Annotated in this window: 12 protein-coding genes; 9 read left to right on the forward strand and 3 right to left on the reverse strand. The window is 67.4% G+C overall.

Annotated features, from left to right (window positions below; all coding sequences use genetic code 11):
• On the forward strand, positions 1-841 hold an 841-nt coding region (locus G3N97_RS31915; RefSeq protein ID WP_205996925.1), incomplete at its 5' end, for a L,D-transpeptidase.
• A 93-nt stretch (positions 842-934) separates the two neighbouring features.
• On the opposite strand, the gene G3N97_RS31920 is transcribed toward G3N97_RS31915, so the two are convergent.
• Both G3N97_RS31920 and G3N97_RS31925 read right to left on the reverse strand, forming a co-directional pair.
• Positions 935-1840, reverse strand: a complete 906-nt coding sequence (locus G3N97_RS31920; protein WP_205996926.1) for a DMT family transporter — start codon at positions 1838-1840, stop codon at positions 935-937.
• Between the two features lie 290 nt (positions 1841-2130).
• Complete coding sequence (locus G3N97_RS31925) at positions 2131-3705, reverse strand: AarF/UbiB family protein (protein ID WP_205996927.1); 1575 nt, start codon at positions 3703-3705, stop codon at positions 2131-2133.
• A 236-nt stretch (positions 3706-3941) separates the two neighbouring features.
• Between G3N97_RS31925 and G3N97_RS31930 the strand changes: the two genes are divergently transcribed.
• The 8 genes from G3N97_RS31930 (at position 3942) to G3N97_RS31965 (ending at position 10677) form a co-directional block, all read left to right on the forward strand.
• On the forward strand, positions 3942-4697 hold the full coding sequence (locus G3N97_RS31930) for a DeoR/GlpR family DNA-binding transcription regulator (RefSeq protein WP_205996928.1): 756 nt from the start codon (positions 3942-3944) through the stop codon (positions 4695-4697).
• Positions 4698-4989: 292 nt separating this feature from the next.
• Positions 4990-5199 carry a hypothetical protein gene (locus G3N97_RS31935; protein ID WP_205996929.1) on the forward strand — a complete coding sequence of 70 codons (210 nt, stop codon included), beginning with the start codon at positions 4990-4992 and terminating at the stop codon, positions 5197-5199.
• Between the two features lies 1 nt (position 5200).
• Positions 5201-6286, forward strand: coding sequence for a 2-aminoethylphosphonate ABC transporter substrate-binding protein (gene phnS / locus G3N97_RS31940; RefSeq protein ID WP_205996930.1), 1086 nt, complete (start codon positions 5201-5203; stop codon positions 6284-6286).
• Between the two features lie 114 nt (positions 6287-6400).
• Positions 6401-7468, forward strand: a complete 1068-nt coding sequence (gene phnT / locus G3N97_RS31945; RefSeq protein ID WP_241030956.1) for a 2-aminoethylphosphonate ABC transport system ATP-binding subunit PhnT — start codon at positions 6401-6403, stop codon at positions 7466-7468.
• Complete coding sequence (locus tag G3N97_RS31950) at positions 7446-8378, forward strand: 2-aminoethylphosphonate ABC transporter permease subunit (RefSeq protein ID WP_205996931.1); 933 nt, start codon at positions 7446-7448, stop codon at positions 8376-8378. Before phnT ends, G3N97_RS31950 begins: the two co-directional genes overlap by 23 nt.
• The gene (gene phnV / locus G3N97_RS31955; protein ID WP_205996932.1) at positions 8368-9243 is read left to right on the forward strand and encodes a 2-aminoethylphosphonate ABC transport system, membrane component PhnV; all 876 of its coding nucleotides are present in this window, start codon (positions 8368-8370) and stop codon (positions 9241-9243) included. The genes G3N97_RS31950 and phnV overlap by 11 nt, the downstream gene beginning before the upstream one ends.
• 172 nt (positions 9244-9415) lie before the next feature.
• The gene (locus G3N97_RS31960) at positions 9416-10039 is read left to right on the forward strand and encodes a GntR family transcriptional regulator (protein WP_346778154.1); all 624 of its coding nucleotides are present in this window, start codon (positions 9416-9418) and stop codon (positions 10037-10039) included.
• 83 nt (positions 10040-10122) lie between these two features.
• Positions 10123-10677, forward strand: a complete 555-nt coding sequence (locus tag G3N97_RS31965) for a phosphonate degradation HD-domain oxygenase (protein ID WP_205996934.1) — start codon at positions 10123-10125, stop codon at positions 10675-10677.
• Positions 10678-10715: 38 nt separating this feature from the next.
• Here G3N97_RS31965 and G3N97_RS31970 read toward each other — a convergent pair.
• Positions 10716-10946, reverse strand: a 231-nt coding sequence (locus G3N97_RS31970) for a hypothetical protein (protein WP_205996935.1), incomplete at its 5' end; no start/stop codon positions are given.

The following is a 10946-nucleotide window of genomic DNA, read 5'->3' on the forward strand; positions in this document are numbered from 1 at the left end:
TGAGGCCGCCGGTCCCGCGCCGCTCGTCTTGCCCGAGCATCCGAAGCTCACGCCGGAGCAGGCCGCCGATGAAACGCACCGCGCGCTCGCGCTACGCGACGACTTCGCGCGCGAAGTGAAGCGCCGTCTGCGCGTGCCATTGGCCGAACAGCGCGCCTATGGACAGCGTCTGCAGAACGCGCTCGACGAGAAGGGCCTCGGCGCGCTGGCGGGCGAATACGTCATCCTCGTCGATCGCAGCGCGAACGTGCAGGCATTGTTCATCTATTTCCGCGCCATGCCCGACGATCCCTGGCAGATGATCGGTGCGTCGCCGGTCGCGACCGGACGTCCGGGCGAATTCGATCACTTCCTCACACCGCTCGGCGTGTTCGATCACACGCCGTCGAACATGGACTTCCGCGCGGAAGGCACGATGAACCAGAACGGCATTCGCGGCTACGGCGCGCGCGACATGCGCATTTACGATCTGGGCTGGGTCGATGGCGAGCGCGGCTGGGGCAAGGGCGGTGTGTCGCCGATGCGCTTCCAGATGCACGCGACCGATCCGGACCGCCTCGAACCGCTGCTCGGCATTCGCCACTCGAAGGGCTGCGTGCGGATTCCGTCGACGCTGAACCGCTTCATCGACCATCACGGCATTATCGACGCCGAATATCAGGCGCTCGTCGATTCGGGCAAATCGCTCTGGGTGCTGCACTCGGACCGCCAGATCACGCCGTGGGCCGGGCGCTTTATCGTCGTGATCGATTCGGCGCGCAAGACGCGGCCCGCCTGGGCGCCCGCGCCGGGCAGCAAGGCGCGCGCGCAGGTGCCGAAGGGCGGCGATACGGCGGACTGAGGCATCGAGGCGTTCGCTTCAGAACACGCGCGGCACTGCGTCTTGCAGGCCGCGCGTGTTGTTTTTGAGCGGCGGTGACGTCACGCGACGACGTCAGCCGCGTCGCGCGATCAGCACGCCCGCGAGCGCCACGCCGAAGCCCGCGATCTGGATCGGCGCGAGCGTTTCGCGGAACAGCAGCCAGCTCTCCAGCGCGGCGAGCGGCGGCGCGAGATAGAGCAGCGCCGTCGCGCGCGCGGCATCGCCGTGCCGCACCATCCAGACGAGCAGCGTCACGCCCGCGCCCGAGAGCATCGCGATCCCCCACGCGAGCGAAATCCACAACGTCGCCGAGCCGATCCAGCGATGCTCGCCGAGCGCGAGCGCCAGCAGCGCCGCGACGATCGCCGCGCCCGCGTTCTGCACCGCGCTCGCGCTGCGGATATCGGCCTGGGCGAGCGACGTCTTCTGATAGAGCGTGCCCGCCGTGATCGCGCCGACCGCGAGCACGGCGACGACCACGACCAGCAGCGGATTCGCGTGCGCGCCGGACAGATCGGCGTGGGCATTGGCGCTCACGCTGGCGTGCTGGAAAGCCGCGCTGAGCTTCGGCATCAGCACGAGCACGACGCCCGCGAGGCCGAGCGACATGCCTTGCCAGCGCCGCGCGGAGATCCGTTCGCCGAACAGCGGTGCGGCGAGCGCGGCGGTCAGCAGCGGCTGCAGCGCGCCGAGCAGCGCCATCACGCCCGCGCTCAGCCCTTGCGCGACGGCCCAGTAACCCGCGCCCAGATACACGCCCTGCAGCAGCGCGCCGGCGAACAGATGCTTGCCGATTTCGCGTCCGCGCGGCCAGGGCGCGCGCATCGCCAGCGCGATGCAGGCGAACAGCGCGGCCGTGCCCGCGAAGCGCGCGAGCAGGAACAGGTTGGGATCGGCGTAGGGCGCAATGGCGCGGGCGACGACGAAACCCGTCGACCACAAGGCGACGAAGAGGGCGGGAGCGAGCGAAGCGAGCATCGGTGAGGGAGCGGGGAGCGCCGGGTGCGGCGCGTCGAGGTTCGAAAGGCCCGGAGTATCGCGCGGCGCGGCGGCGGCGGTCTTGTTCAGGACTGCACTGGTGGTATGGGCGCGACGTGGGGCGAGCGGGTTCGAATCGCAACTAACTGCCAAGGTCTACACGGCGCGGCGGGGCAGAGCCGTTAGCGCGAGACGTTGATTCCGCGGCAAGCGGCATATGAATGCGCGACCAGAGTGAACGCGAAGGAGCGCATGTGTCCGGCCGCGCCTCCCTGCATTCCGAAAACAAACTAGAAAGAAACCAGCGTCGCAGCCACGCCGATGAACACGCCGCTCACGGCGCACGCAATCAACAGCACGCGCGTGCGCCGATGTTCGCGGCGCAGCGATTCCAGAATCCCCGCCGATGCCCCCGCCTGCGCACCGTGCTGTCCATGCGCGACGTTCGCGTGCCGGTTCATGAAGTGATAGACAAGCTGCGGCACGCGCGGCGCGATCTGCGCGAGATGCGGCAGTTCCTGCGAAAGCCGCTTGATCCAGCCGTGATGACCGAGATCGCGCCTCGCGATATCGCCGAGCGTCGTTTTGGCGATGCTCCACGCGTCGATATCCGGATGCATCGTGCGCGCGAGCGTCTCGGCTTCGCCGAACGCGCGCTGTGCGGCGGCAAGACGCGGCGACACCTCGCCGCCAAACGGCTGCACCGCATGCAGCAGATGATGAAACAGCGCGCCCGCGCTGCGCTCGCTCGAATCGTCGGCGAAATGCGCTTCGCTGCGTGTGCGCAGTTCGGCTTCGATACGTTCGGTGCGCGCGTGCGCCGGCACGTGGCCCGCGTGGTGATGCAGTTCCGCGAGCCGCGCGTAGTCCTGTTCGAACAGCGCCGTCGCGCCATGCACGAAGAACTCGCGTTCGGGCGACGACAGGCTCGTCATCAGCGCGGCGCTGGCGAAGATCAGGCGTCCGCGCGTCTCGGGCTCGACGCTCACGGCGACGCGGCGCGCATCGAGCGCCGCGTGAAAGAAGCCGTGCTCGAAGGCCTGTTGCGTGACCACTTCGATCAGATGCGCAGCCACGCTCGCCGCGTTGATGCGATGCTCGGCGAGACCGATCACGTCGGTCGCGCGCACCGTGTCGATATGCTGGACCACGAGCGTCTGCGCGGTGCACAGGTCCCAGATCACGTCGGGGACGAGCACGCGCGTGTCGTCGGCGAGATGGTGGCCGCTCTGGCTCAGGTTCGCGGCCTGGGCGCGCAGATCGAAGCGGCGCTGCAGATCGTCGCGCAGCGTTTGCGCGAGCGCGCGCAGTTGCAGCCGCCGCGCGCCGCTCGAGAGCCGTTCGAGCCAGCGCGCAACGCCGCACAGCAGCGCGGCGTCGTCGTCGACCTGCACGGTTTGCTTCGTGCGCAGCAGGCGCACCGTCACCAGCTGATGGCCGTTGATGGGCTGCACGAGACGCGCGACGTGAGTCTGCTCGCACCAGCCGTTGTGGCACGGCGTGGGATCGATCCAGGCGAGCAGCGTCTGCACCGGCTTGCCGAAGGCGCGTTGCAGGGCCGCGTCGAGCTCCGCGCCGGTCAGCGGATCCTCGAAATGCTCGATGGCGTCGATCGCGTCGTGCAGCGTGATGGTGGCGAGTTCGGGGCGCGCGCTGAGCGTCTGCGCGAACGCGCCCGCGATCGGCGCGAGCTTCGGCAGCACGCCGGACAGACGCGCGGCGAGGCGCTCGTCCTCGCGCATGCGCGCGGCAAGCGAGAGGATCCAGTGCAACTTGTGATGCTCGGGCGCCGCGAGCCAGATCAGTCTGATGCCGTAGCGCAGCGCGCAAAACAGGAGACGCAGTTGACGAAGTCGTGCAAGCATGAAGGCGGCTATCGACGAAACAGGGACCGTCCGGCGTCCGGACAGCCACACGAGATTAGCAGGGATGGCCGCGCGATGGCAGTGCCGGTTTTGCCAGGTGCGACGACATGGGCGAGGCAAGCCTGACGCCATGCGGCACGGATCGCGCCGGTGCGGCCCGGCCCGTCGTCGCACGGCCACGTAATACAATACGGCGGCCTTTTCAGATTTCCACGCGCGCCGCGCGTCCCACCCAGATGCTCGCAGAACAACGTCACCAATACATCCTTACGCAAGTGAACCGGAACGGGGCGCTCTCGGTGGCGGATCTCGTGCGCGAGCTGCGCGTGTCGCGCGAAACCATCCGCCGCGATCTCAACACGCTCGCGGGCCGCGGACTGCTCGTCACCACACACGGCGGCGCGTTGTCGAGCGATCGCAGCGAGCCGGATCTCGATGTGCGCGAGGCCGCCAATGCCAGCGCCAAACGCGCGATCGGCGAGCGCGCAGCAGAGTTCGTGCCCGACGGCGCGTCGGTCATCATCGATTCGGGCAGTACGACGCATGCGCTCGCGCGCGCGCTCACGGATCGCCATCGCCTTACGGTCTACACCAACGACTGGCGCATCGCGCTGCTGCTGGGCCGCCGCAACGAGAACCGCGTGACGCTGCTCGGCGGCGAACTGTCCGATCACGAAGAAGCCACCTTCGGCCTCGATACCGTGCAGCAGCTCTCGCAATATCACGCCGATTACGCCTTCGTCGGCGCGGGCGGCATCACGGGCGACGGCTGGCTCACCGATTACTCGCGCATGGTCTCCGAAGTGCGCAGCCGCATGCTGCTGGCGGCGGCCTGCGCGATCGTGGTCGCCGACCACTCGAAGTTCGGCCGCATGACGCCCGTGCGCATCAACGGCTTCGAACGCGCGCGCTACGTCATCACCGAACTCGCGCCGGACAAGACCGTCGCGCGCGCGATCGAGGCGCGCGGTCCCGAGCTCGTCATCGCCTGATCGCCGCCGCGTTTTCCTTTCGCGGCGCTGACGGCGCCGCCCGCTTTTCCGCCTTGCCGCCGTGCCGCGTCTGACGCCGCGCGGCGCGCGCCACATCGCCTTTTCCGCCCTCCGATGGTGAGATTCACGCACTCGCGTGGGGATTCCGCGCGTCCGCCGATATGGGGATTTTTGGCGAATTGTGGAATTTTTTGACAAACGCCACAATCGTCACGGCCGTGTCACGAAAACCTGTGATTCTTGCCGGGCCCGTTCAGACGGGGCCGGCGCGCGGCAGGGACGACCTCCCGGCGTGCTGTCCGGCCCGACGCACCGGAGCGGCGACGACGGATTGCAGACAATCTGCAATCCGCGCGGCGCACCGGACGGGCAAGGCAGGCGGCGCAGTCCGCCGACGTTCGAGCGGATCGATTGCACGATCGATCATCCGGTCGACGACACGATCAACGACACATACGCATCGGGTATCCCCGAGCCACTGGTTTTTGCCTTCGGAGAGTGACATGAACCACAGGAATTCCCCTCGCGCCGGTTTTGCACGCAAGGCGCTGCCGATGCTGGTCGCCGCGACGTTGCTTCAGGGCGCCGCGATGAGCGCCCATGCCGCCGGCGCAGTCGTGCTGTACACGGCCGACGGCCTGGAAAATCTCTACCGCGACGTGCTGCCCGCTTTCGAGAAGCAGGAAGGCGTGAAGGTCAACATCGTGACGGCGGGCAGCGGCGAAGTCGTGAACCGCGCCAACGTCGAAAAGGATTCGCCCAAGGCCGACGTGATCGTCACGCTGCCGCCGTTCATCCAGCAGGCGCAGCAAAGCGGCCTGCTGCAGCCGTACCAGAGCGTGAACTACAAGAACGTGCCGGCCATCGCCAAGGCGACGGACGGTTCGTGGGCGACGTTCGTGAACAACTACTTCTCGTTCGCGATCAACCCCGACGTCGTCAAGAACCAGCCGAAGACCTTCGCCGACCTGCTGCATCCGGACTACTCGGGCAAGGTTGCGTACTCGAATCCGGCCACGGCCGGCGACGGCATGGCCGTGATCATCCTCACGACCTCGCTGATGGGCGAAGACAAGGCGTTCGACTACCTGAAGAAGCTCGAGCAGAGCGCCAAGTTCCACACCAAGGGCACGGGCTACCTCGACGTACTGCTCTCGCGTAACGAAATCTCGGTGGCCAACGGCGACCTGCAGATGGATCTCGACGACGCGGCCAACGGCGGTCTCTCGCTCAAGCCGATCTTCCTCGCCGCCGACGCGAACGGCCATCCGACCACGTTCCAGCTGCCGTACGCGATCGGCCTGATCAAGAACGGCCCGAACCAGGCGGAAGGCAAGAAGCTGATCGACTATCTGATGTCGACGGACGTGCAATCGAAGGTGCCGGACATCTTCGGCATTCCGGGCCGCACGGACGTGGCGCTCACGGGCAAGAACGGCGAGGCCGTCAAGCAGGCGATCCAGGGCGTCAAGCTGATTCCGGTCGACTGGAACCAGGTCATGGCGAAGAAGGCCGACTGGACCACGCGCTGGAAGAACGATGTGATCGGCTCGTCGGGCAAGCAGCTCGAAGTCGTCAAGCCGAAGTAAGCAGGCTCGTTGCGCGCGGCCGCCTCGCGTGGCCGCGCGCGCCTGCATCGAGTAATACGTGGAGATGAACCGGTGAATACCGCAACCCTGGCGTCGGCCGACATGGCCCGCGCGATGCCGGATGTGTCCGGTCTAACCGATACGGCGGACGCGCACGGCGCGGCCGGCGTGCAGATCGATCATCTGAGCGTGCGGTTCGGCGCACGCACGGTCCTGAACGACCTTTCGCTCACGATCCGGCGCGGCGAACTGCTGACCGTGCTGGGCCGCAGCGGCTGCGGCAAGACCACCTTGCTGCGCTTCATCGCGGGCTTTATCGAAGCCGACGGGCTGGCGGGCACGCTGACCGTCGCCGGCCGCGATCTGACGCATGTGCCGCCGCATCAGCGCAATCTCGGGCTGCTGTTCCAGAGCTACGCGCTGTTCCCGCATCTGTCGGTGTTCGAGAACGTCGCGTTCGGGCTGAAGGCGCGCCGCGTGCCGTCGCGCGATATCGCGCGTCGCGTGGCCGATGCGCTCAAGCTCGTGCAACTCGGCGATCAGGGCCACGTGATGCCCGCGCAACTCTCGGGCGGCATGCAGCAGCGCGTGGCGCTGGCGCGCGCGCTCGTGATCGAGCCGGACGTGCTGCTGCTCGACGAACCGCTCTCGGCGCTCGACGCCAATCTGCGCGCGTCGGTGCGCAGCGAACTCAAGGCGCTGCACGAGCGTCTGCCCGACCTGACGATCGTCTGCGTGACGCACGATCAGGACGACGCGCTGGTGCTCTCCGACCGCACGCTGCTGATGCGCGACGGCCGCATCGCGCAGCTCGGCACGCCGCAGGAACTCTACGACACGCCGAACGACGCCTACGTCGCGCGTTATCTGGGCGCGGCGAACCTGCTGCCGCCGGGCGTGGCGTTCCCGGTCGGCGACGCGCGTCACGACGTGCGCGACAAGCTCGCCTGCCTGCGTCCCGAAAGCCTGCGCATCGCGCCGCTCGGCGAAGGGCAGTTGCACGGCACGATCGAATCGGTCGAATGGTATGGCTCGGTGCTGTCCGTGCCGGTGCTGCTCGACGCGATGCCGAACGAACCGGTGCTCGTCACCATGCAGCGCGGCCACGGCATCACGCCGGAAAAAGGCATGCGCGTCTCCCTGCGTTACGAGGCTGACGATGTCGTCCTTATCAACCCCTGATTCGAGCGCGGCGGCCGCCGCTCCGTTCGACCTGCCGGGCGCCGAAGCGCACGCGGCGGCCGTGCGCCGCCGCGAGCGCCGCGCGCAGTGGCACATCGCGTTTCTGCTGGTGTTCGTGCTCGGGCCGCTGGTGGTGTATCCGCTCGTGCGTCTGGTGCTGCTGAGCCTCACGGGCGCGCACGGTCTCGGCTTCGGCGCTTACGCGAGCTTCTTCGGCAATCCCGATTCGCGCGGCGTGATCGGCACGACGCTGTGGATCCTGTTCCTGAGCGCGGGCCTCGCCTCGCTGCTCGGCGTAGCGATCGCGGCGATGCTGTTCTTCAAGCCGTTTCCGGGCGCGCAGCTCGTCACGCGCTTTCTCGAACTGTTCGTGGCGTTCCCGTCGTTTCTCGTCGCGTTCACGCTGATCTTTCTGTACGGCTCGCAGGGTTCGGTGAGCATCGGCTTGCAGCGCCTGTTTCATCTGCAGTCGCCGCCGCTCGACTTTCTGTTCGGCATCGGCGGCGTGGTGCTCGCGGAAGTCGTGTTCTACGCGCCTTTCGTGGTGCGTCCGACGCTCGCCGCGTTCTCGCTGCTCGACATGCGGCTGATCGAAGCCGCGCGCAGTCTCGGCGCGAACAACCGCATGGTCGCCGCGCGCGTGATCCTGCCGCTCGCGTGGCCGGGCATCGCCGCCGGCACGATCCTGTGTTTCCTGCTGACGTTCAACGAGTTCGGCATTCTGCTCGTGCTTGGCAGCGCGCATCTCGTCACGCTGCCCGTCGCAATCTATAGCTCGGCGACCGTCGATCTCGACTTGCCGACCGCCGCTGCGGGCGCGGTCGTGATGCTGGCGATGTCGCTGTCACTGTATGCGCTGTATCGGCGCGTGAATCGACGCAGTCATGGAGGCGCGCGCAATGTCAACTAATCCGGTTAGCGAAGGCGCGAGCGTCGCGCTGCCGCCGAAGCATCGACGCGCGCGGCCTGTCGAACGCAGTCTCGCGTCGCGCCTCGCGGGCGGCCTGCTGGTCGCATTCGCCGCGCTGCTGTGCTTCTGGCTGTTCGTGTTGCCGGTGATCGTCGTCGCGCTGTCGAGCGTGGCGTCGCACTGGTCGGGCACGATCCTGCCCGACGGCTACAGCACGCGCTGGTTCGAGCGGCTCGGTTCGACCGATTTCGATGCGCTCGTCACGAGTCTCGAAGTGGGCTTCGGCGTGGCCGTGCTCGGCACGGCGCTCGGCCTGTGGCTCGCGCTGGCGCTCGAAGGGCGCGATCGCAAGGGGCTCGGCGCTGTCGTCGATACGCTCGCGATGGTGCCCAACGGCGTGCCGAGCGTGGTGCTCGGTCTTGCGGTGCTGATCGCGTATCACAAGGCGCCGGTGGATCTGTCGAGTTCGGCGGCCATCGTCGTGTTCGTGCAACTCGCGCTGGTGTTGCCGTTCTGTTATCGCTGCGCGTCGGCGGCGCTGCGTCCCGAGCTGACGGTGCTGCGCGAAGCGGCCGCGAGTCTCGGCGCGCCGCCGGCGATGGTGCTGCGCCGCGTGGTGCTGCCGCAGCTCGTGCCGGCGATCCGCGCGAGTCTCGCGCTGGGTTTCGCGCTCTCGCTCGGCGAACTGGGCGCGACGCTCACGGTGTATCCGCCGGGATTCCAGACGGTGCCGATCGTCGTGGTTGGCGCGGTCGAGCGCGGGTATTACCTGCCGGCGTCGGCGTTGTCGCTGGTCTTGCTGATCGTGTCGCTGGCGGCGCTGTTGCTGATCGCGGCGCGCGTGCCGCGCCGTCGCGCGGCCTGACGCGATGGATGCGCTGTGGCTCGACGCGCCCGACAGACACACCGGACGCGATGCAAGGGAACGACTTGACGTACGTGAAGAGGACGAGGCGAGCGTGTCGAAAGACAGACGCGATGAGGCGCAGGCGGAGTGGGGTGGCGGCGCTCGGGCGCAGTCGTCGTCCCGATCCACTGTGACGACGCCGCTCGCGCTGCTGCGCCAGCACTCGCTGACCGATCTCGTGCGCGACGAGATCGAACGCTGTATCGCGGCGGGGCAGCTCGAACCGGGCGCGAAGCTCGTCGAGGCCGACTGGGCGGCGCGCCTGGAGGTGTCGCGCGGTCCGGTGCGCGAAGCGTTTCGCGCGCTCGAGCAGGCCGGGCTCGTGCGCAACGAGAAACATCGCGGCGTGTTCGTGCGTCGCGTCTCGGGCGCGGAGGCGGGCGAACTCGCGGCGCTGTGCACGGTGCTCGAGGAAGCGGCGTGCCGCACGCTGGCGGCGCGTATCGATGCGGCTCAGGTCGCCGATCTGCGCGCGCGGCTCGATCATATGCGCGACACGCTGGCTCATACCGACGCCGACACGCCCTATACACAAGCGCGCGAGGCGTTTCGCGATGCGCTGGTGGCGGCGGCGGGCAACGACAAATTGCACGAGGCGTATCGGCGCGCGGTGCGCGAATGGCGGCTGTCGCCACGCGATGCGTTGACGGACGCGGCGCGCGAGCGCTCGTATGCGCGGCATCGGGCGATCCTCAATGCGCTCGCGTCGCGCGACGCCGAGGAAGCGGCCGCGCTGATGCGCGCCCAGGACTAGTTGGTATGTTTGTATGGAAGGCGATGGCGGCGCGGGAGTCGTCATCGTCGAGATCGAGGTCGGCGTGAAAAGAGGTGGAGAAGATGGCACTGAGTCTGGACGATATCCGCAGCCTGTTCGAATCGCACGGCGAGCAGGCGTATAGCGGCGAACCGGTGACGCAGCTCGAACACGCGCTGCAGAGCGGCGCGCTGGCCGAGGAAGAAGGCGCGAACGAGGAGCTGGTGGCGGCGGCCTTTTTGCACGACCTCGGGCATCTGCTGAATCATCAGGGTGAAACGCCGACCGAGCGCGGTATCGACGACCTGCATCAATACTATGCGCTGCCCTTCCTGCGCCCGGTGCTGCCGGATGCGGTGCTGGAGCCGATCAAGCTGCACGTCGATGCGAAGCGCTATCTGTGCGCGACGGACGACGCGTACTTCAGTTGTCTCTCGCCGGACTCGGTGCGCAGCCTGCAACTGCAGGGCGGCATTTTCGATGCGGAAGCGGCGCGCGAGTTCGCCGCGCGTCCTTACGCCGACGATGCGGTGCGTCTGCGCCGCTGGGACGATCTTGCCAAAGTTGCGGGGAAGCCGACGCCCGATCTCGATCACTATCTGCGGATCGTCGAACGCGTGATGGCGCGCCACGCCTGACATATCAAAAAACCGCTTGCAATATGTCATGCGTATGACTAGAATTCGCCTCCTTCGCAATTCGATGTCACTGACACCGCAGCGCGAAGCCCGCGACGAAACCAGCGGGTTCGCAGGTTCAACAAGCTTTTTAAGCGGTAGCAAAAAAAGATGTTGACGAAACGAAAAAGAGCCTTCATAATCTCGTTTCTCTGCTGCTGACGCAGCAACGCAGCAAACGCCGGGTAGTAACAGCGCACTACGGTGCGGCAGTCGAACCGGGCAGTTTG

Origin of the sequence: Paraburkholderia sp. Ac-20347 (assembly GCF_017104805.1) — a bacterium.
In the GTDB taxonomy this organism is placed as follows: Bacteria; Pseudomonadota; Gammaproteobacteria; order Burkholderiales; family Burkholderiaceae; genus Paraburkholderia; species Paraburkholderia tropica.

Coding starts and splice junctions, on each gene's coding strand:
- G3N97_RS31920 (WP_205996926.1), bottom strand. CDS start 1,840: ATGCTCGCTTCGCTCGCTCCCGCCCTCTTCGTCGCCTTGTGGTCGACG.
- G3N97_RS31925 (WP_205996927.1), bottom strand. CDS start 3,705: ATGCTTGCACGACTTCGTCAACTGCGTCTCCTGTTTTGCGCGCTGCGC.
- G3N97_RS31930 (WP_205996928.1), top strand. CDS start 3,942: ATGCTCGCAGAACAACGTCACCAATACATCCTTACGCAAGTGAACCGG.
- phnS (WP_205996930.1), top strand. CDS start 5,201: ATGAACCACAGGAATTCCCCTCGCGCCGGTTTTGCACGCAAGGCGCTG.
- phnT (WP_241030956.1), top strand. CDS start 6,401: ATGCCGGATGTGTCCGGTCTAACCGATACGGCGGACGCGCACGGCGCG.
- G3N97_RS31950 (WP_205996931.1), top strand. CDS start 7,446: ATGTCGTCCTTATCAACCCCTGATTCGAGCGCGGCGGCCGCCGCTCCG.
- phnV (WP_205996932.1), top strand. CDS start 8,368: ATGTCAACTAATCCGGTTAGCGAAGGCGCGAGCGTCGCGCTGCCGCCG.
- G3N97_RS31965 (WP_205996934.1), top strand. CDS start 10,123: ATGGCACTGAGTCTGGACGATATCCGCAGCCTGTTCGAATCGCACGGC.